Origin of the sequence: Mucilaginibacter ginkgonis, from assembly GCF_009754905.2 — a bacterium.
In the GTDB taxonomy this organism is placed as follows: Bacteria; Bacteroidota; Bacteroidia; order Sphingobacteriales; family Sphingobacteriaceae; genus Mucilaginibacter; species Mucilaginibacter ginkgonis.
The window spans coordinates 2815407-2835072 of record NZ_CP066775.1; the positions used below are offsets into that span (position 1 = coordinate 2815407).

Sequence of the window (19666 nt, forward strand, 5' to 3'; positions counted from 1 at the left end):
GTAGAATGATTAGCGACGAGATTGCCGCGCTACGCTCGCAATGACAAATAGTATTAAATGGGACAAACATTATTCGATAAAATTTGGGATGCGCATGTTGTAAGCAGCAAAGACGGCTTCCCCGATATTTTATATATCGATACGCATTTCATTCATGAGGTAACCAGTCCGCAGGCCTTTGATGGTTTGCGTAAACGCGGCTTGCCAGTATTTAGGCCAAAGCAAACCGTAGCCACTGCAGACCATAACGTACCCACCTGGGACCAGCACCTACCTATTAAGGAAGAACTGTCGCGTTACCAGGTAGATATGCTGACTAAGAACTGCGCCGAGTTTGGTGTAGAACTTTATGGTTTAGGCCACCCTTACCAGGGCATTGTGCACGTAATAGGCCCCGAGCTGGGCATTACCCGCCCGGGAGGTACTTACGTTTGCGGGGACAGTCATACATCTACGCACGGTGCTTTTGGCGCTATCGCGTTTGGTATCGGCACTTCGCAGGTTGAGCAGGTGTTGGCAACACAATGTTTGCTGCAGTCGCGCCCAAAGCGCATGAAGATAGAGGTGAACGGCAAACTGCAGCGCGGTGTTGGTGCCAAGGACATTATCCTTTATATCATCTCTAAAATTTCTGCTGCAGGCGGGACAGGTTACGCAGTAGAATACGCAGGCGACACCATTCGCTCTTTAAGCATGGAAGGCCGTATGACTATTTGCAACATGAGTATAGAGATGGGTGCGCGCTGCGGGTTGATCGCTCCGGACGAAACTACCATCAACTATGTTAAAGGCCGCGAGTTTGCTCCGAAAGGAGAGGAATGGAATAAAGCCGAAGCGTACTGGAAAACTTTGTATTCTGATGCTGATGCGCAGTTTGATTCTGTATTGACTTTTAACGCCGCGGATATCGAACCGATGATCACCTATGGTACCAACCCGGGTATGGGCATCGGGATAACCAAGCATGTGCCAAATACCGTTGATGTTGACCCTACAGAGCAGCGCTCATATGCTAACTCGTTAAGCTACATGGGTTTGCACGATGATGAAAGCCTGTTAGGTAAACCGATAGATTATGTGTTCATCGGCAGTTGCACCAACTCACGAATAGAAGACCTGCGCGAAGTAGCCGCCTTTTTCAAAGGCAAGCAAAAAGCAGATCATGTTACGGTTTGGGTAGTGCCCGGTTCAAAACAAGTACAGGAGCAGGCCATTGCTGAAGGTTTGGATAAGGTATTCGAGTCGGCGGGCTTTCCGCTTCGCGAACCGGGGTGCAGCGCATGCCTGGGCATGAATGAGGATAAAATTCCGGCAGGTAGATATTGCGTTTCTACCTCTAACAGAAATTTTGAAGGCAGGCAGGGGCCAAACTCGCGCACCATACTGGCAAGTCCGCTAACGGCTGCCGCTGCTGCGGTAACCGGCAGAATTACGGATGTGAGGGAGATGTTGTCTGAATCAGAATTTGCATAAATAAAACCCTTATGTCATTGCGAGGAACGAAGCAATCTCATTGGATGAGAAAAGTGGATATGCAAGGATTGCCGCGCCGCTAGAGCGACTCGCAATGACAAGAAGAAAATAATATGAGCACTAAAACATTCAAACATCTAAAATCTACCGCAGTACCACTGCCGATAGAAAACATAGATACAGACCAGATCATCCCGGCGAGGTTCTTAAAAGCCACTACACGCGATGGTTTTGGCAATAACCTGTTCCGCGATTGGCGCTTTGACGAGGACGACGAGCCTAAGCGCGACTTTGTGCTGAACAACCCCACTTACGAAGGTAAGGTACTGGTGGCAGGTAAAAACTTTGGTTGCGGCAGCAGCCGTGAGCATGCTGCCTGGGCCATTGCAGATTATGGTTTTGATGCCGTAGTGAGCAGTTTCTTCGCCGACATATTTAAAGGCAATGCGCTTAATAACGGCTTACTGCCGGTACAAGTTAGCGATGCTTTCCTGGCTAAGATATTCGACGCGATCTATGCGGATAAAGATGCCCAGATAGAAATAGACCTGGAGGCGCAAATCATTAGCATCGTCTCCTCCGGCGAAGAGGAAAGTTTCGAGATCAACGCGTATAAAAAGGCATGCCTTATCAATGGTTATGACGACATCGACTATGTGTTAAGCAATAAAGAACTGATTGAGGAATTTGAAAAACAATAAACCCCCAACCCCCCTGAAGGGGGCTCGCAAAATATATGGTAAGAAAATATTCAGTTGAAATTAACTTTAATTCCCCCTTCAGGGGGATAGGGGGTTGTATATGAATAAGTCGATTTTAGTCATCCCCGGAGATGGCATCGGCCCCGAGGTTACTACTTGGGGTAAAGCAGTTTTAGAAGCTATCGGTAAGCAGTATGGACATCAGTTTACGTTCGACGAAGCGCTGATGGGGCACGTGGCCATCGAGGCTACAGGCAACCCATTGCCTGATGAAACCCTCGCCAAAGCTAAAGCCAGCGATGCCATTCTGTTCGGCGCGGTGGGCCACGCCAAATATGATAACGATCCATCTGCTAAGGTGCGCCCCGAGCAGGGGTTGCTAAAGATCCGCAAAGAATTAGGCTTGTACGCCAATCTTCGCCCCATCATGCTTTTTGATGAGTTGCTGGATGCTTCGAGTTTGAAACCTGAGATATTAAAAGGAACAGATATCCTTTTCTTCCGCGAACTGACCGGCGATGTTTATTTCGGTGAGAAGAAACGCAGTGAGGATAGGAATACAGCATCTGACCTGATGATCTACAGCCGTTATGAGGTGGAACGCATCGCTAGAAAAGCCTTCGAGGCGGCAAGGGTACGTACAAAAAAACTATGCTCGGTAGATAAGGCCAATGTGCTTGAAGCATCACGCCTGTGGCGCGAGGTGGTGCAAGAAATGGCGAAGGATTATTTGGATGTAGAAACCGAGCACATGTTTATAGACAACGCTGCTATGCAGTTGGTTAAGAATCCCAAAAAGTTCGACGTGGTGCTTACCGCTAACCTTTTTGGGGATATTTTAACAGATGAAGCATCGCAGATAGCAGGTTCTATGGGTATGTTGGCATCGGCCTCCATTGGTGATGGTACAGGTTTCTTTGAACCCATCCACGGTTCGGCACATGACATTGCCGGGCAGGACAAGGCAAATCCGTTGGCTTCGATATTGTCTGTGGCTTTGATGCTGGAGATCAGTTTCGGCCTGAAAGATGAAGCAAAAAAGATAACCGACGCGATAGATAAAACGTTAAAGAACGGCTACCGTACCGGCGATATTGCCGATGTAAATACCGATAAAAACAAAATTTTAGGTACCAAGGCAATGGGGCAAAAGGTGCTGGAATATCTAAGTTGAGGTTAAAGGTAAAAGGCAGAACGGTGAAAGGTTCTGATGAAAATTACACATCTCCCCATTCAGGGGGAGATTAAGAGGGGGCTATATGAAATGGAACGCTGAATTATATGACGACAAACACGCTTTTGTTTACCAGTTTGGCGAAAGCGTCCTTGGTTTGCTGGATGTTAAACCCGGCGAGCGTATCCATGACTTAGGCTGTGGTACTGGTGACCTGACCAAACAAATACAGGAGCTGGGCGCGGATGTGATCGGTACAGACCTTTCTCCGCAGATGATAGCCAAGGCCAAAGAGAAGTTTCCGGATGTAAAATTTGAAGTGGCTGATGCTGCAGATTTTGAATTAGGCAACGACTTCGACGCGGTGTTTAGCAATGCCGCACTGCACTGGGTAAAAGACCAGGACGCTATGATGACTTCTGTTTACAAAAGCCTTAAGCCGGGGGGGCGTTTTGTTGCAGAAATGGGCGGTAAAGGCAATGTTCAGAAACTAATAACTGTTACCCGCGACACCCTTAACAAGTATGGCTACCATCAGCAGGCCAAATATTCGCAATGGTATTTTCCGTCTGTGGGCGAATATGCTTCCAGGCTGGAAAGCCACGGCTTTAGGGTAACGTTCGCTGTACACTTCGACCGAAAAACTCCGTTGCAAGATGGCGAGGCAGGATTGATAAAATGGATAGAAATGTTTGGCTCACCTTATTTTGAAGGCGTAACCCCAACAGATAAAGAGAAGATATTAAATGAAATAACAGCGTTGCTAAAACCCGACTATGAAGAAAACGGGCAATGGTATGCCGACTACAAAAGGCTAAGATTTACAGCTATAAAAGAGATGTGAGACATTAGATGTGAGATTTGAGAAAGGCTCGCATCAATATTAATACATCGCGCAATAAAAAATTAAACAAAAACTGACGAAAGATATGGTTCTCATATCTCACGTCTCAAATCTCAAAGAAGATGCACGACCCGAATCGCGTTTATGTATTTGACACCACTCTTAGGGATGGCGAACAGGTACCCGGCTGTCAGTTAACTACGACAGAGAAAATTGAAATAGCCCGCGAGCTCGAGTCGCTGGGTATAGACATTATTGAGGCAGGTTTTCCGGCGTCAAGCCCGGGCGATTTTCAAAGTGTGGTAGAAATTGCCAAGGCGGTAAAGTCGCCAACGGTTTGTGCCCTCACGCGTGCGCATCAAAAGGATATTGATGCCGCTGTAGAAGCTTTGCAATATGCACGAAATCCGCGTATCCACACCGGCATAGGCGCCAGCGATATGCACATTAAGACCAAATTTAACAGCACCAGGGAAGAGATATTGGAGCGTGCCGTTGCCGCTGTTAAGTATGCAAAGAAGTCGGTAGAAGACATTGAGTTCTATGCGGAAGATGCCGGCCGCGCCGATATTAAATACCTGGCTAAGATGATAGAAGCGGTAATTGCAGCCGGTGCCACTGTAGTAAACATCCCGGATACCAATGGCTATTGCCTGCCTGACCAATATGGTGAGAAGATCAAATTCCTGAAAGAGAATGTAAGGAATATCGATAAAGCTATCATCTCTGTGCACTGCCATAATGATTTGGGGCTGGCTACGGCAAACTCAATCGCAGGCTTGCAAAATGGCGCGCGCCAGGTGGAGGGTACAATTAACGGCATTGGTGAGCGGGCGGGTAATACATCTTTAGAAGAGGTGGTTATGGTGCTAAAAACACATGCTGTCCTTGGACTGCATACCAACATCAACACCAAACAATTTTATGAGATAAGCCGCCTGGTTAGCAGCCAGATGCGTATGCCTGTTCAGCCAAATAAAGCTATTGTCGGCAGTAACGCGTTCGCGCACAGCTCCGGCATTCACCAGGATGGTTATCTGAAGAACCGCGAGAATTACGAGATCATCCGTCCTGAGGATGTAGGCTTCCCTAATGCCAGTATCGTACTAACCGCGCGTAGTGGCCGCCACGCGTTAAAATTCCATTTAGAAAGATTGGGCTATACGCTCTCCAAAGACGAATTAGCTATTGCGTATAACAAGTTTTTGCACCTTGCAGATAACAAGCTCGACATAAACGATAACGATTTGCAAAGTTTGATGACCGGCGACCTGGTAAAGCAATAATGGAAACCGCGACCAAATACACCCTTGATTTTTCTACTGCTGCCAAAAGGTTAAGAGGCGTTGTTAAACGTACCCCGCTTGAGCTAAATCGAGGTTTGTCTGAACGCTTTGATTGCGAAATTTACTTAAAACGTGAAGACCTGCAGGTAGTACGTTCCTATAAGCTGCGCGGCGCTTATAATATGATCAGCCAGCTGACGGATGAGCAACTGAGCCGCGGAGTAGTTTGCGCCAGTGCGGGTAACCACGCTCAGGGCGTTGCCTATTCCTGTAAACGTTTAGGAACACGCGGTGTAATTTTTATGCCCGAGCCAACACCAAATCAAAAGGTTAAACAAACGCAGATGTTTGGTAACGGCAATATAGAGATCATATTGGTAGGCGACACTTTTGATGATTGCTTAAAAGAGGCTTTGGCTTACACCGAATCGCACGAAATGACTTTTATTCCGCCATTTGACAATGAGCGCATTGTTGAAGGACAGGGAACTGTTGGTGTAGAGATTTTGGAAGACCTGCCCGATACAGACATTGTAGTGATGCCTATTGGTGGCGGCGGATTGGCGGCAGGTACAGGCAATTATTTAAAACAGCAAAAACCCGGGATTACTTTAATAGGGGTTGAGCCCGAGGGTGCGCCGTCGATGTTCAAAGCTTTAGAAGCGGGTGCACCAGTAACCTTATCGCAGGTAAATCGTTTTGTAGACGGCGCCTCTGTTAAACGCGTGGGCGAGTTGACTTTTGAACTTTGCCGGGAAGTATTAGACGACATGCTCCTCATTCCGGAAGGTAAGGTATGTACCACCATTCTTAAACTTTATAACGAAGACGCTATTGTAGTTGAACCGGCAGGCGCTCTTTCTGTCGCTGCACTTGACTTGATTAAAGATCAGATAAAGGGTAAAAAAGTGGTTTGCGTTGTCAGCGGTGGTAATAATGATATCGACCGTATGCAGGATATTAAAGAACAGTCGCTCCTGTACGAGGGTTTGAAGCATTACTTCATAGTCCGCTTTCCACAGCGCCCCGGCGCACTTAAACTTTTCGTAAGCGAGGTGTTAGGCCCCGGCGACGACATTACCCGTTTCGAATTTATCAAGAAAACCGAACGTGAGAACGGGCCTGCCTTGGTAGGCATCGAATTAAAATCTTCAGAGGATTATCCCGACTTGCTGCGCCGAATGGAAGAAAAACGCTTTTCTGTTATCGAGTTAAACAGAGACCAAACGTTGTTTGAGTATTTGGTCTAACTGTCTTTCGTCATTGCGATGCACAGCCTGTCCCGATTCATCGGGAAAGCAATCTGAGCATAAAATCTAAGAGATTGCCACGTCGCTGCGCTCCTCGCAATGATGTGTGGGTTGTCCTAAAACGCTTTATACTTGTTCACCTTTATGCTTACTCCCTTCCCTATCGGGAATTTACCCAACTGCAAATTGAATACGCGTATGTTAAGATCGTTATAAGTTAACCACAATTCTTCGTAAGGCCCTTTGAACAAGATCTGCATTACCTTCCATTTATTAGAAAGCATTTTCTTATCGATGCTGATCCACTCGGGATAGATGACCACCCGCGAAAGGTTAGTTTTTATACCCAACTCTTTGGCTTCTTCCCCTTCAACAACATTGCAATTACTCAGCAGTGTGGCAGTGTAGAAATTTACGGGATTGGTATATAATTCTTCGGGTTTACCTGCCTCCACTATTTCGCCATTGCGCAAAACGATCAGTTCGTCGGCCATAGAAAGTACCTCAGCCGGGTCATGAGAAACCATAACTACTGTTAAACCAGTTTCATCTACAATGCGGCGGATGTCGCGCTGTAAACCTTCACGGAAAGAGGTATCTACCTGATTAAAGGGTTCATCTAAAAACAATACCTCGGGGCTTGTTACCAAAGCTTTGGCAATTGCAACACGCTGTTTCTCGCCGCCGCTTAATTCCACCACGCGCTTGTCGGCCATATGGAACAGCTTCAGTTGTTTTAAAAGCTCTGTAGTGCGTTGTTGTTTTGCTTGCAAGTCGGTATTTGGCAGCAGGTGGGCAACGTTGTCCCAAACGCTTGCATGAAGGTTCAGGTCGTCCGTATGCTGGGTTACCATTTTCATGCTGTCATGACCGGGGATCAGCTTATCGTGCGGACCTAATATCGGTTCGCCTTTGTAGAGGATCTGGCCTTTTTGCGGCGACAGCAAGCCATATAGCAATTTAAGCAAGGTACTTTTACCACTGCCGCTTTCACCAATTATAGCAGTGATTTGATGCGGTTTAACATCAAGGTCAGCGAACTGCACACCTGCGCCATGGCGGCCGCTATAAATCTTGCTAACGGAAACGGCTTGTAAAAGTGGTTGATCTGACATTGCCCGGGTCTGGAAAAGTGCAACAAAAACCTGTTGAAACAGGGCCTCAATGATACGAAAATCGAAGACTATTTTAAAACCCGAGCATTAAGCCGAAAGAGAAATTCTTGAGTCCGGCCTGGGCGGGGCTGTCCTGGAACATGTCATTAAAATAGTACTTGCCAAATATCCCTACCGGCCCATAGCCCACCCTTGCAACGCCGCCATAGCGCCATTTGGCAAAATGATAGCCATTGTCGAATTTTTGCTTGCCGTTTTCGGCACTGATCTGCTTTACACGTCCGTCTATCAGCAGTCCAAATTCAGGGCCTATATCAAATTTGAATGAATGGCCTGACGCGTCCTCGTGCGAGCGTAACTCAAAGGTAAGCGGCACTCTTAGGTAACTTGCCGAGAACCTGTTTTTAGAATAGTCGATATTGTCAACGCGGTATGACAAAACGGGTGTGCTTGGCAAAATGGTGATGTTTTGACGCAAACGTATCAATGTCCAATCAAAGCCAACAGCCGTGTAAATCCTGAAGCCACTGCTGAAGCGGTATCCCATCTGTGCGACGTCAAAGCCGACGTTGCTGGTTTTCCATGAGCGGTAGCTTAAGAAACTGTTTTGCGGCGAGAGTGTAAAACTGCCATTATCTACCAGCGTGGCCAAACCCAGATCCAGGCGCGCCAGAGTAATGCCTATCGAAAAGCCGGGTGCTTTTGAATGTTCTTTAACAGGCGTAGTATCAAGGGCCGACTCGACCTTTTCTTTGCGCTTGTCCTTGTCAAAGAAAATGTGGTAACCGTGTTTCTTTGTTGTATCCCTTTTTGTTTTAACAGTATCAACGTCCCATGCATGTGCCGACATCGTAAAAAAAGCTAAAGCGAAAAGCAGAATGTATTTCATTTACAGCAATTATAGGCTATTTTATCTTTGTGGTGCTGCCGGTACACCTTTTCAAGTTTATGGGCAAGCGATATTATATCCTGCTTATCAACAATCGTGGAAGGATTTGTTTGCGGTTGTTCGCGGTTAAGGTCATTTTTCTTAAGCAAAAAGTAAAGGCTGCCAGCCAAAATAGATACGATGATCACAGCCATGCCGATTACCTGCCAAAATTTGTCTTTAAGTTTTACATCATCAAGCTCCAGTATAATTCCTTTCCATACGGTGCCATCGGGTTCCATTTCCAGTCGTTTTAGTTTGTCGCTAAACAGTTCATCTAGCTCTTTATCATGCATGGTTTATAATCTTCTCAAAATAAAGAGGTTGCCCGGCCCGTAAAAGTGACAGTGTCGTTTAACTTTTTTTAACATATACCAAATACGGCTATATTTAGCTATCATGAAAAAGGTCGCTATTGTTATCCTATTTGCCTTATTTGTAGCAAAAGTATTTGCCCAGCCGGCAAAGCAATACTTGCTTAAGCCCGACCGTGTTTTTGATGGCAACCAAATGCATAGTGGCTGGTGGGTATTGGTAGAGGGGAAACATATTACGGCGGTCGGTGAAGCAAAAGACATTAAGCCTGCGGCGGATGTTATTGTTATCGACCTTAAAGGCACAACACTATTGCCCGGTTTTATTGAAGGGCATTCGCACTTATTTTTGCACCCATACAACGAGGTTAGCTGGAACGACCAGGTTTTGACAGAGAGCCGGGCCGAGCGCACCGCCCGTGCTGTAGGACATGCCCGTGAAACTTTAATGGCAGGTTTTACCTCGGCAAGGGATTTGGGTACCGAGGGTGCTGGTTATGACGATGTAGGTCTGAAAGCGGCGATTAACAAAGGCGTTATGCCTGGCCCCAGGTTGTTGGTGGCCACACGCGCGATCGTTGCAACAGGAAGCTATGGACCTAAGAGCGCTGTAGCAGAGGCAGACATACCCAAGGGCGCCGAAGAAGCAGACGGCGTTGACGGGCTTACGCGTGCCGTGCGTTCGCAGATTGGCTATGGCGCTGACGTGATAAAACTTTATGCAGATTATCGCTGGGGATTAAATGGAGCGGCGGCGCCCACTTTCACCGCTGGGGAATTGAAATTGGCGGTTGAAGTTGCCGCTAGTAGCGGCCGCCCCGTAGTTGTTCATGCCTCGACAGATGAGGGCATGCGCCGCGCCATTGCAGCGGGGGTAACCACCATTGAACATGGCGATGGCGGCATGCTTGAAACGTTTAAGCTGATGAAAGAAAAAGGGATTGCGCTTTGCCCAACCCTTGCAGCTACAGAAGCGATAGCGGGCTATCGCGGCTGGAAAAAAGGTGAAGACACTGAGCCGGCCGGTGTTAAGCAAAAACATGCTATGTTTACAGACGCCATGAAGTCAGGAGTCACTATTTGTATGGGTGGTGATGTGGGCGTTTTTACGCATGGCGATAATGCCCGCGAAATGATATTAATGAATGAATACGGCATGCAGGCGACAGACGTACTTAAATCTGCGACTTCAGTTAACGCGCACGTGTTCGGGCTCAAAAATCTTGGCGAGATAAAAGCGACGTTCCTTGCCGACCTTATTGCCGTAAATGGCGACCCTGTAAACGATATAAAAACGGTGAAACAGGTAAAGTTTGTGATGAAAGACGGCATCATTTATAAACAATAGCAGCAATGAATATCAGCGCCACACATCCCGAGATCACTACAACACGTTTGCATCTGCGCCCGTTACAGGCCACAGACGCCGAAGCCATACTGGCTATCCGAAGTAATGAAAGTGTTAATACCTATCTGGACAGGAAGCCATCAACAACGATAGATGAAGCTGCCGCATTCATAAGCAGCATCAATCAACTAACAGCTAACGGAGATGGTCAGTATTGGGCTATCACCATAAAAGACTCAGGTGCCTTGGTGGGTACAATATGCCTCTATAATTTCGACAAGGGAAAAGGCATTGCAGAAATCGGGTACGAACTGTTGCCAGAATATCAAGGCAAAGGATTTATGCAGGAAGCCATATCAAGTACGGTTAGTTACAGTTTCGACATGATGGGCGCGAAAGTAATTACGGCATTCCCGCGGACTGATAACCACAATTCTATCAAACTTTTGCAAAAGGCAGGCTTTAAAATAGACCCGGCATACTCTTATCTGAATGGGCATGATGATGATGGCAAGTATCAGACGTATGTGTTAAATAACACAAATTGATTTGCATTTATGTGTATATAATTATAACTTTATACACATGAGGACAAATATTGACATCGATGACAAGTTGATGGCCAAGGCATTAAATATCCATGACATCAAGACTAAAAAGCAGGCTGTAGAAAAAGGTCTAGAGTTACTCGTTAGGTTAGAAAATCAAACACGATTGCTTGACTTATGGGGCAAAGTTGAGTTAGATGATGAGGCTTTTAAATAGTAAGTTAATATTGGTAGACACTTCTGTTTGGATAAGTTTTTTTAGAGGAATAGAAACCCCGTATAGTAATTATTTGCGGCAAACGTTACTAACCTCACCCATTGCTACCTGTCCAACTATTGTTCAGGACGTTTTGCAAGGTGTTGCCAATGATGCGGAAAGATTGATCGTCGATTCTTATTTAACAGGTTTAGTACGCATGGCTGATGACCCTTACGAAATGGCCGAAGATGCGGCAGAAATTTTCCGAATATTAAGAAAAAAGGGCATAACTATAAGAAAGCCTAACGACTGTTTGATTGCGGCATTTGCAATTAAGAACGACGCTTACCTTTTACAGGACGACAAAGACTTTAGGTTCATTGCCGAAAACAGCGGTGTGAAGCTTATTGAACTGTAGCGTTATCTTTTCAGCCTGAAATACTTATATATCTTCACCGCAGACATCAAGATCATGGCCAGTAAGATAAGGCCAACCACACCATAGATCCAGTTCACAGCGTTTTTCATCACTGCCAGAAACACTATGGCAAACAAAAACAACGTTGCCACTTCATTCCAGATGCGTAGTTGGGTTGAAGTCCAGGTGTAAATGCCCCGTCGCATTTGCTGCATTTTACGGATGCAGATGATGTGGTAAACAATCAGTCCGCCAACGAAAGCCAATTTTATGTGCAGCCATGGTTGCTGCAGCCATGCAGGAGCTATAAATAACATAGCTATACCAGCAGCCAGTGTAAGCAGCATACTCGGCGTAGTAATGATATTCATCAGTTTTCGCTCCATCAATTCAAACTGCGTGGAAAGGATTATGCGCTCGGCATCAGGTTTGGCTTGCGCCTCTGTATGGTATATAAAAAGCCGTACAATATAAAAGAGCCCCGCCATCCAGCAGACTACAAATATGATGTGTATGGATTTTATGTAGAGATACACGTGCTAATAGTGGATTTTACAATTTGTCATTCTGAGCAACGCGAATCCCGATATCTATCGGGATTATTCAGTCTGCATTTACGCATAAGATTCTTCACTGCGTTCAGAATGACAAGAACTAATATCTGTATTCCTTTATCACGTCAACCGCATACTTCACATTATCGAACGGAATGTCCGGCATAATACCGTGGCCAAGATTGAAGATAAAGCCCGGCTCACCTTTCATCCTGTCAAACAAACGATAGATACGGTCTTTTATAACCGCCTTGTCAGCATATAAAATATGCGGGTCAAGATTACCCTGAACCGCGATGCCTTGCGGCAAACGTTTCTTGATATCCAGCAGGTCGGCGTTCCAATCGATAGAGATCACATCGGGCTTAGCTTCCGCCATCAGCGGGGCGAATACCGAGCTGCCTTTACAGAAAGAAATAACCGGTATATCTTTTCTATCGAGGTTGCTGATGATCTCTGCGATATAACGGTGCGAAAACTCTTTGTAGTCGTCCCAGGCTAAAGCTTGCGCCCAACTGTCAAATATTTGTATAGCATTTACGCCGGCAGCTATCTGCAGGTTTAAATATCCGGCGGTTACTTTAGCGATCTTAGCCAACAATTGATGCGCCAGTTCGGGTTGGTTGTGCAGCATCAACTTAGTCAACTTAAAGTCTTTAGACGATCCGCCTTCTACCAAATAGCTCATCACCGTAAACGGTGCACCTGCAAAACCTATTAGTGGTATACGGCTGTTCAGCCTCTGCTGAATTACTTTTATCGCGTCGGCTACATATTGCAGTTTATGTACCACTTCGGTATCCAGCGCGTCAACATCCGCCTGGGTGCGCACCGGGTTAGCAAACCTGGGCCCTACTCCTTGCGTAAAGCTCAATTGCCCGCCCATGGCCTCGCCGGTTACCAGGATGTCCGAAAATAATATAGCCGCGTCGATATCCAGCAGATCGACAGGCAGCATGGTTACATCAGCCGCTATTTCGGGTGTTTTACACATTTCCAGGAAAGAATATTTATTCTTTATTTCCCAGTACTGAGGCATAAAACGTCCCGCCTGGCGCATCATCCACACAGGTGGGCGCTCGGTAAGTTTAGAAAAAGCGGCTTTTAAAAATAGATCGTTCATTTATAGTTGCAGCAAAGCCGCTTTGTTTATTGGTGTTGTTTAATTTCTGCTTTAATGCGCTCAAGCAATGCCTTCATTTTGGCCGTTGTCTTATCGTAGTGCTTTTCGGCCAGACCCAAATAAGCTTCGGCCTTTTCATAGTTATGCTGGCGAACGCTAATGTTGGCCACATGCGCCAATGCTGCCACATGGTCATTTACAGACCGCAAGGGGTATTGGGCGGCAAGTTCGAAATGCCGCTCAGCCGAGTCGTAATCCTGCCGCTGCAGGCTGATGCTACCCAGCATAAATTCATAGAAACCACGGCGTTTACGATTTAGCCAGTTTGGGTGCTTTACAGATAGTAACAACTTTTCTGTTTTATCGTAATCCTTATCGTAAAAGGTCTTGGCAGCCATAACTACAGGGCCCTCTTTAAAGTAACCCCATATAAGCAGCACAATGAACATGCCCGCCACGCCGGCCAGCTGATAAACCTGTTCGTAAACAAAGAATGCCAGCATTAAAGCAAAAACGCCGGCTATAATTAGCCTTGCCTGGTTGGTTAACATTAATGCTGGCTGTCTGTAAACTTATAACCCACCCCGCGGATAGAGTGGAAATACACTGGGTTTTTAGGGTCCGGTTCAAAGTATTTACGGAAGGTAAGGATGAAATTATCTATGGTGCGGGTTGATGGGTAAACGTCATAATTCCAAACCGTTTCCAAGATCTGCTCGCGCGATACCGCCTCGTTACGGCGCTCTATCAGCAGCTTCAACAGCATGGTTTCCTTTTTAGTTAGCGGGGTGATAGAGCCATCGCCATTAACTAACTCAAATGAATTAAAATGGATAGTTTTTTCACCTATCTTATAGCTATTAAACTCTTTAAGGTCCTCACCCTTGAGGCTGCGTTTAACCAGGTTGTTTACGCGCAATATCAGCTCTTCAAGGTTAAAAGGTTTGGTGAGGTAATCATCAGCACCTTTCTTTAGACCGGCAATTTTATCTTCGTTGGTGTTCTTCGCCGTAAGGAACATGATCGGCACCTCGGAGTTCTCCAGTCGGATTGTCTCGGCAACTACAAAACCATCAACCTCTGGCATCATCACATCCAGTATGATAAGGTTAAAACGTTCTTCTTTAAATATTTGTAAGGCTTTTTTGCCATTAGTAGCTGTAGATACTTTGTAGCCTTCCAGTTCGAGGTTAAGTTTGATGGCCTCGAGCAGGTGCTCTTCATCTTCGGCTAATAGAATTCTTTTTTTTGACATGATGTGTTTGTTAGGTTATCCAAATACTACTTCGAAAACACTTCCCGCCGGAACATTGTCCTTAACTTCTATACGGGCCTGGTGCTTGTCTAAAACCTGTTTTACAATGTATAAACCTAAACCTGTCCCTTTTGTGTTGCGGGTATCCTCACTCCCTACACGGTAAAACTTATCGAAAATACGTGTTTTTTCATTATCGGCTATGCCTATGCCATGGTCTGCAACCAGCAGGTAAACTTCACCATCTTTTCTAAACAATCTTACATTCACCTCTGCACATGGCGATGAATACTTAACAGCATTCTCTATGAGATTAGTCACCACAGATGTAAGCGCGAACTTATCGCCTGTGATCTCAACCTTTGGTTCAATCTCCGCGTTGATCAGCTGTTCTTTAAAATCACAGCGGTTTATCTGTAAGCGGTTTACTACCCCGTCAACCAGCATAGACAGGTTAAATTGCTCTTTGGGAAAAGTGTATGAGCTATTCTCTATTTTGGCAGCCAACAGCATATTCTCCACCATATCATTCAGCCTATCAACATCTAAAAGACATTTTCCGGCAAAGTCAAGGATTTGGGAATGTTCGAGCTTGCGCTTCTGAATAGTTTCCAAATATAGTTTGATAGATGCCAGGGGCGACTTAAGCTCATGCGTTACTGACAACAGGAAGTTTCTTTTCTGGTCTTGCAACTTGCGCTCTTTATTGATGGACTTGTGCAGGCTAATGGCACCAACCAAAAACACAACAATAAATACCGACCCTTCGCCCATGATCATGCCGAAGCGGTTAGGCTGCAGGCGCACTAACATATAACCCCACCAAAATAGTTCTGCTATGGCATAAATGATGAGTGCATAAAAAATTACAAAAGGCCTTTTCATATTATTTGCTATTAAATACGATGTCGAGACTTTCAAAAATAGCTTGTTTGGTTTTGGCCAGGTCATCGTCAGTATGCGCAGACGAGATAAAACCCACCTCATAACCCGATGGGCCCAGGTAAATTCCACGGTTCAATAATTCGCGGTGCATCACCTTAAAATCTACCATACTTGCCGGGTTTATTTCTTCGGCTGCGCGGATAGCTTCGGCATCTGTAAACGCGAACCAGAATATAGACCTTATTTGATATACTTTAAAGTGATAACCTTTTTCATCTGCATATTGCTGTATGGCATTAGCAAAGGCTGTTGTTTTATTATTCAGCGCCTCATAAAATCCGGGTTGCAGCAACTGGTTTAGCTGAGCAATACCTGCTGCCATGGCCACCGGGTTGCCTGATAGCGTACCGGCCTGGTAAACAGTACCAACAGGCGATATATGATCCATTATTTTTGCAGAGGAACCATACATACCCACCGGCAAACCGCCACCGATGATTTTGCCGTAAGTAATGATATCCGGCTGGATGTTGTAATATCCTGCTGCACCTTCAAAACCAACACGGAAGCCCGAGATTACTTCGTCGAAAATTAGCAGAGTACCGTTTTGCGTACAAATTTCCCGCAGGTATTGTAAGTAGGCTTTCTCTTGTAATAACAATCCGTTATTAGCGGGGATAGGCTCTATGATCACCGCTGCGATCTGGCCTTTAAATTCTGCAAAGGCCGCGTCTAATGCGTTAGTGTCGTTTAACGAGACGACGATGGTTTCATCGGCAAATGCTTTTGGGATACCTGCCGATGATGTTTCGCCAAAGGTAACCAGGCCTGAGCCTGCTTTTACCAGCAGCGAATCTGAATGACCGTGATAACAACCCTCGAACTTTAATATCTTATCGCGTTTGGTATAACCGCGTGCCAGCCTGATGGCAGACATAACCGCTTCTGTACCCGAGCTGGTGAACCGCAGTTTCTCAATAAAACGGTTGTTTGTAAGGATTAGCTCTGCGAGTTCATTTTCTAGCGCAGTAGGCGCACCGAACGACATGCCATTCTGCAAAACTTCTATAACCTTTTCTCTAACTTGTGCATTGTTGTGGCCCAGGATAAGCGGCCCCCATGAGCAGCAATAGTCTATAAACTCATTACCATCAGCATCCCATAAATGGCTGCCATCACCTTTTTGTATGAAAAGCGGCGTGCCATATACCGACTTGAAAGCCCTCACAGGAGAATTCACCCCACCCGGGAAATATGTTTTGGCTTTCTCGTACAGTTCCGCAGATTTTTCGCGGCTGATGTCGTTTATATTATTTTGTGTTTCCAATACTTTTAATTCAAATTTTTGTCATTCTGAACGTAGTAAAGAATCTTATTCAGCAATGCATTGACGCATAAGATCCTTCCTTTCACTCAGGATGACAAACCTTTATTTTATAGCCCTCTCCTTCGGAGAGGGTTGGGTGAGGCTTTTACAACCACTTATTCTCCAACACTTCCTTAGCGTGATACGTTAAAATAGAGGTTGCACCCGCCCTGCGTATACTCATCAATACTTCTGTAATAGCACGCTGCTCATTAAGCCAGCCGTTTTTAACAGCGGCTTTGATCATAGCATATTCGCCGCTTACATTGTAAGCTGCTACTGGCAGCTCTGTATCGTCTTTAATCAGTTTGATAACATCCAGATACGCCAAAGCGGGTTTAACCATTAAAAAGTCGGCACCTTCTGACTCGTCCAAGCGAGCTTCTATCAACGCTTCCCGCTGATTAGCCGGATTCATCTGGTAAGTTTTTTTATCACCAAACTTAGGCGCAGAACCCAAAGCATCCCTGAAAGGGCCATAGAACGCACTTGCATATTTAGCCGAGTATGACATGATAGAAACCTCGCTAAAACCATTATCATCCAGTACCTCGCGGATATAGCCAACACGGCCATCCATCATATCAGACGGTGCAATTATATCGGCACCGGCGCGTGCGTGGGCCAAGGCCATTTTACCTAATATTTCGAGAGTGGCATCATTGAGTATCTCGCCATTCTCTACCAGCCCGTCGTGACCGTCGCTACTATAAGGGTCCATAGCTACGTCGGTAACTACACATGCTTCGGGGAAATGTCTTTTAACTTCGCTGATAGCGCGCAGGTACAAGCTATTTTCACGATGGCTTTCTGTAGCGAACTTATCTTTCAGCTGCTCATCGATATTCGGGAAAAGATCGAACGCCTTTAAACCCAAATTCATGCAGCTTTCAATCTCCCGCAGCAGATTATCCACCGAGTACCGGTAGATGCCGGGCATAGACAATACTTCTGTCTTTATATTATTGCCATCGACAATAAACAGCGGAAAAATAAAGTTGGCCGCGCTCAGGTGCGTTTCCTGCACCATTTGGCGTATCACTTCACTCTTGCGGTTCCTTCTTGGTCTTTGTAGCATTTCTTCGAGTTCATAGTTGATGGTTCATAGCTGGATAGCCATAAACCAGTAGTCTATCTACCATGAACCAAGAACTATGATCCACGGACTTCTTTTACAATCCAAACACCGCTTCTGCCAAGCCTATTTCGTCGGGCGAGAAGGGTAGTGTATATTTAATTCCTAATTCGGCAAGTTTATTACCGGTTGATTTACCAATAGCGATCACCTGCTGATTACTATCCAGCAGGTAACCCTCAAAGTACTTTTCTACGTTTGACGGACTGGTAAACACCAGTATATCTGCAGACGATGCCGAAGCATCTTCATCGTCCACAGTTTCATAAACCGGCAAGTCGACAATTGTGGTATCGGCAGATAAGCCTCTTTGTATACTGCGCATAGGATTCAGCGCTCCCGGGAACAGTATGTTGCTGCCATTAGCCAGCTTCGCAAATTCGCGGGCCACATCGGCCGAGTCATTGCTCTGACCTACAAAAGCGGCAAAGTGCCCATACTTACGCAGCATATCTTCAGACCCTGCACCCATCACCCCGAATTTAACCTCGTGCGGAAAAACCGGCTCCAGCCTGAAGAAGTATTCCACCGCGTTTTTGCTGCTGAAGAATACCCAATCGACGTGCTGTAGAATATGCGAATCGAACCTGTTGATGATCGGCACCGTGCGGATCATCGAGTGTGCCTCGATTTCGATGTTGTGCTTCTCTAACGCCCTGCGGAAGTAGCTTTGGTTATTTAGCTCGCGCGAGATGAAAACTCGTTTTGGCAGCTTGCGATCTTTTTGGAATTTAGACAGCACCTTCTCGACCACGCCATCAAGCGTTGGTGTTTCCAGGAAATATCGGTCCGGAAAATCTTCTTCATCTTCTGCCAGGGAAGTAAATACCTGATAATTGCCCTCGTGTTTGCGGCAATAGCAACCTAATGGCAAATGGCATCCACCACCGAAACTTTTTAATATCGTACGCTCTATGGCTAACTGTTCAGCTACATCGGGGTGGTTGATGAGTTGCAGCTTCTCATATAACCAGGCATCATTCTCACGGATCTGGATGGCCAGTACGCCCTGTGCCGGGGCCGGGATCAGCTCGGTTGGCGGTAATTCTTCAACCATAAATTCGCTCAGGTCTAAGCCCAAACGCTTTACACCTGCTTTGGCCAGCATAATGGCATGATATCTAACATCGCGCAGTTTTTGAATACGGGTATTCACGTTTCCGCGCAGGTCATCTATCTCCAGGTCGGGGCGAATTGCCAGCAACTGTGCCTTACGGCGATTGGATGACGTACCCACCATACCGCCATATTTTACAGACAGGCGCTGGTGAACGTCTACGCAGTCCTTCAGGATCAGCAGCAGCTCTGCAGGGTCTTCACGCTCAGAAACCGCGGCAATGATAAGGCCGGGCGGCTGCTCGGTAGGCAGGTCTTTGTGCGAGTGTACCGCGATATCAATGGTGCCGGCCATCAGTTCTTCTTCCAGTTCTTTGGTAAAAAACCCCTTCCCTTCCAGCTTATCGAAGCTAAGGTTAAGTATGCGGTCGCCCTGAGTTTTTATGATCTTCAGCTCGGCCGAAACACCAATGTTCTTCAGTTCGTTCTTTACAAAGTTGGCCTGCCATAGTGCAAGCTCGCTTCCGCGTGTACCTATAAGTAATTTTCTTTCCAAAGAGTGTAGTTTTTTTCCTGATTATTATCCGGACTACAAATTTAGTTTTTGCGTTTATAGTAAGATAATTTTTATTGCATTGTGAGGCAGGGCTGACGGTGAGACCTCATTAGATTTCTCTTTGGGAAAAGGTTGACG

21 protein-coding genes are annotated in these 19666 nt (G+C 46.0%); 10 read left to right on the forward strand and 11 right to left on the reverse strand.

The features are described 5' to 3' along the window. Nucleotides 1-57: 57 nt before the first annotated feature. The 6 genes from leuC to ilvA all read left to right on the forward strand — a co-directional run bounded on the left by leuC (nucleotide 58) and on the right by ilvA (nucleotide 6728). Nucleotides 58-1473, forward strand: coding sequence for a 3-isopropylmalate dehydratase large subunit (leuC, locus tag GO620_RS13095; RefSeq protein ID WP_157526936.1), 1416 nt, complete (start codon nucleotides 58-60; stop codon nucleotides 1471-1473). 113 nt (nucleotides 1474-1586) lie between these two features. Further along, a complete protein-coding gene (gene leuD / locus GO620_RS13100; RefSeq protein WP_157526935.1) occupies nucleotides 1587-2174 on the forward strand; it encodes a 3-isopropylmalate dehydratase small subunit in 588 nt (195 codons plus the stop codon). Between the two features lie 100 nt (nucleotides 2175-2274). After that, entirely contained in the window at nucleotides 2275-3348 is a 1074-nt protein-coding gene (gene leuB / locus GO620_RS13105; RefSeq protein ID WP_157526934.1) for a 3-isopropylmalate dehydrogenase, read from the forward strand. A gap of 85 nt (nucleotides 3349-3433) precedes the next feature. Next, entirely contained in the window at nucleotides 3434-4192 is a 759-nt protein-coding gene (locus GO620_RS13110; protein ID WP_157526933.1) for a methyltransferase domain-containing protein, read from the forward strand. Between the two features lie 122 nt (nucleotides 4193-4314). Further along, a complete protein-coding gene (locus tag GO620_RS13115; protein WP_157526932.1) occupies nucleotides 4315-5478 on the forward strand; it encodes a 2-isopropylmalate synthase in 1164 nt (387 codons plus the stop codon). Then, complete coding sequence (gene ilvA / locus GO620_RS13120) at nucleotides 5478-6728, forward strand: threonine ammonia-lyase IlvA (protein WP_157526931.1); 1251 nt, start codon at nucleotides 5478-5480, stop codon at nucleotides 6726-6728. The genes GO620_RS13115 and ilvA overlap by 1 nt, the downstream gene beginning before the upstream one ends. Before the next feature lie 116 nt (nucleotides 6729-6844). Here ilvA and GO620_RS13125 read toward each other — a convergent pair whose 3' ends face one another. The 3 genes from GO620_RS13125 to GO620_RS13135 form a co-directional block, all read right to left on the reverse strand. Beyond that, the gene (locus tag GO620_RS13125; protein WP_157526930.1) at nucleotides 6845-7843 is read right to left on the reverse strand and encodes an ABC transporter ATP-binding protein; all 999 of its coding nucleotides are present in this window, start codon (nucleotides 7841-7843) and stop codon (nucleotides 6845-6847) included. A 73-nt stretch (nucleotides 7844-7916) separates the two neighbouring features. Next, complete coding sequence (locus tag GO620_RS13130; RefSeq protein WP_157526929.1) at nucleotides 7917-8732, reverse strand: outer membrane beta-barrel protein; 816 nt, start codon at nucleotides 8730-8732, stop codon at nucleotides 7917-7919. Further along, nucleotides 8729-9067 carry a hypothetical protein gene (locus tag GO620_RS13135; protein WP_157526928.1) on the reverse strand — a complete coding sequence of 113 codons (339 nt, stop codon included), beginning with the start codon at nucleotides 9065-9067 and terminating at the stop codon, nucleotides 8729-8731. Before GO620_RS13135 ends, GO620_RS13130 begins: the two co-directional genes overlap by 4 nt. Nucleotides 9068-9170: 103 nt before the next feature. Between GO620_RS13135 and GO620_RS13140 the strand changes: the two genes are divergently transcribed. From GO620_RS13140 to vapC, 4 genes are all read left to right on the forward strand, one after another. Beyond that, complete coding sequence (locus GO620_RS13140; RefSeq protein ID WP_157526927.1) at nucleotides 9171-10433, forward strand: metal-dependent hydrolase family protein; 1263 nt, start codon at nucleotides 9171-9173, stop codon at nucleotides 10431-10433. Nucleotides 10434-10438: 5 nt separating this feature from the next. Then, nucleotides 10439-10981, forward strand: a complete 543-nt coding sequence (locus GO620_RS13145) for a GNAT family N-acetyltransferase (protein WP_157526926.1) — start codon at nucleotides 10439-10441, stop codon at nucleotides 10979-10981. Between the two features lie 70 nt (nucleotides 10982-11051). Then, entirely contained in the window at nucleotides 11052-11198 is a 147-nt protein-coding gene (locus GO620_RS13150; protein ID WP_200230055.1) for a hypothetical protein, read from the forward strand. Next, on the forward strand, nucleotides 11179-11598 hold the full coding sequence (gene vapC, locus GO620_RS13155) for a type II toxin-antitoxin system VapC family toxin (RefSeq protein WP_200230081.1): 420 nt from the start codon (nucleotides 11179-11181) through the stop codon (nucleotides 11596-11598). Before GO620_RS13150 ends, vapC begins: the two co-directional genes overlap by 20 nt. Nucleotides 11599-11600: 2 nt before the next feature. Here vapC and GO620_RS13160 read toward each other — a convergent pair whose 3' ends face one another. The 8 genes from GO620_RS13160 to hemC form a co-directional block, all read right to left on the reverse strand. Beyond that, nucleotides 11601-12086 (reverse strand): CopD family protein, encoded by a 486-nt coding sequence (locus tag GO620_RS13160; protein ID WP_157526924.1) that lies wholly within the window; start codon nucleotides 12084-12086, stop codon nucleotides 11601-11603. 166 nt (nucleotides 12087-12252) lie between these two features. Further along, nucleotides 12253-13275 (reverse strand): uroporphyrinogen decarboxylase, encoded by a 1023-nt coding sequence (gene hemE / locus GO620_RS13165; RefSeq protein ID WP_157526923.1) that lies wholly within the window; start codon nucleotides 13273-13275, stop codon nucleotides 12253-12255. Between the two features lie 26 nt (nucleotides 13276-13301). Continuing rightward, a complete protein-coding gene (locus GO620_RS13170; protein ID WP_157526922.1) occupies nucleotides 13302-13826 on the reverse strand; it encodes a tetratricopeptide repeat protein in 525 nt (174 codons plus the stop codon). Then, nucleotides 13826-14533: a response regulator transcription factor gene (locus tag GO620_RS13175; protein WP_200231158.1), complete on the reverse strand. Its 708-nt coding sequence runs from the start codon at nucleotides 14531-14533 to the stop codon at nucleotides 13826-13828. The genes GO620_RS13170 and GO620_RS13175 overlap by 1 nt, the downstream gene beginning before the upstream one ends. 12 nt (nucleotides 14534-14545) lie before the next feature. Continuing rightward, nucleotides 14546-15415, reverse strand: a complete 870-nt coding sequence (locus GO620_RS13180; RefSeq protein WP_157526920.1) for a sensor histidine kinase — start codon at nucleotides 15413-15415, stop codon at nucleotides 14546-14548. Nucleotide 15416: 1 nt separating this feature from the next. Beyond that, entirely contained in the window at nucleotides 15417-16742 is a 1326-nt protein-coding gene (gene hemL, locus GO620_RS13185) for a glutamate-1-semialdehyde 2,1-aminomutase (protein ID WP_157526919.1), read from the reverse strand. Nucleotides 16743-16887: 145 nt separating this feature from the next. Further along, the gene (hemB, locus tag GO620_RS13190) at nucleotides 16888-17859 is read right to left on the reverse strand and encodes a porphobilinogen synthase (protein ID WP_157526918.1); all 972 of its coding nucleotides are present in this window, start codon (nucleotides 17857-17859) and stop codon (nucleotides 16888-16890) included. Nucleotides 17860-17953: 94 nt separating this feature from the next. Then, entirely contained in the window at nucleotides 17954-19528 is a 1575-nt protein-coding gene (gene hemC / locus GO620_RS13195) for a hydroxymethylbilane synthase (RefSeq protein WP_157526917.1), read from the reverse strand. Between the last annotated feature and the right edge of the window lie 138 nt (nucleotides 19529-19666).

Coding starts and splice junctions, on each gene's coding strand:
- leuC (WP_157526936.1), top strand. CDS start 58: ATGGGACAAACATTATTCGATAAAATTTGGGATGCGCATGTTGTAAGC.
- leuD (WP_157526935.1), top strand. CDS start 1,587: ATGAGCACTAAAACATTCAAACATCTAAAATCTACCGCAGTACCACTG.
- leuB (WP_157526934.1), top strand. CDS start 2,275: ATGAATAAGTCGATTTTAGTCATCCCCGGAGATGGCATCGGCCCCGAG.
- GO620_RS13110 (WP_157526933.1), top strand. CDS start 3,434: ATGAAATGGAACGCTGAATTATATGACGACAAACACGCTTTTGTTTAC.
- GO620_RS13115 (WP_157526932.1), top strand. CDS start 4,315: ATGCACGACCCGAATCGCGTTTATGTATTTGACACCACTCTTAGGGAT.
- ilvA (WP_157526931.1), top strand. CDS start 5,478: ATGGAAACCGCGACCAAATACACCCTTGATTTTTCTACTGCTGCCAAA.
- GO620_RS13125 (WP_157526930.1), bottom strand. CDS start 7,843: ATGTCAGATCAACCACTTTTACAAGCCGTTTCCGTTAGCAAGATTTAT.
- GO620_RS13130 (WP_157526929.1), bottom strand. CDS start 8,732: ATGAAATACATTCTGCTTTTCGCTTTAGCTTTTTTTACGATGTCGGCA.
- GO620_RS13135 (WP_157526928.1), bottom strand. CDS start 9,067: ATGCATGATAAAGAGCTAGATGAACTGTTTAGCGACAAACTAAAACGA.
- GO620_RS13140 (WP_157526927.1), top strand. CDS start 9,171: ATGAAAAAGGTCGCTATTGTTATCCTATTTGCCTTATTTGTAGCAAAA.
- GO620_RS13145 (WP_157526926.1), top strand. CDS start 10,439: ATGAATATCAGCGCCACACATCCCGAGATCACTACAACACGTTTGCAT.
- GO620_RS13150 (WP_200230055.1), top strand. CDS start 11,052: ATGGCCAAGGCATTAAATATCCATGACATCAAGACTAAAAAGCAGGCT.
- vapC (WP_200230081.1), top strand. CDS start 11,179: ATGATGAGGCTTTTAAATAGTAAGTTAATATTGGTAGACACTTCTGTT.
- GO620_RS13160 (WP_157526924.1), bottom strand. CDS start 12,086: ATGGCGGGGCTCTTTTATATTGTACGGCTTTTTATATACCATACAGAG.
- hemE (WP_157526923.1), bottom strand. CDS start 13,275: ATGAACGATCTATTTTTAAAAGCCGCTTTTTCTAAACTTACCGAGCGC.
- GO620_RS13170 (WP_157526922.1), bottom strand. CDS start 13,826: ATGTTAACCAACCAGGCAAGGCTAATTATAGCCGGCGTTTTTGCTTTA.
- GO620_RS13180 (WP_157526920.1), bottom strand. CDS start 15,415: ATGAAAAGGCCTTTTGTAATTTTTTATGCACTCATCATTTATGCCATA.
- hemB (WP_157526918.1), bottom strand. CDS start 17,859: ATGCTACAAAGACCAAGAAGGAACCGCAAGAGTGAAGTGATACGCCAA.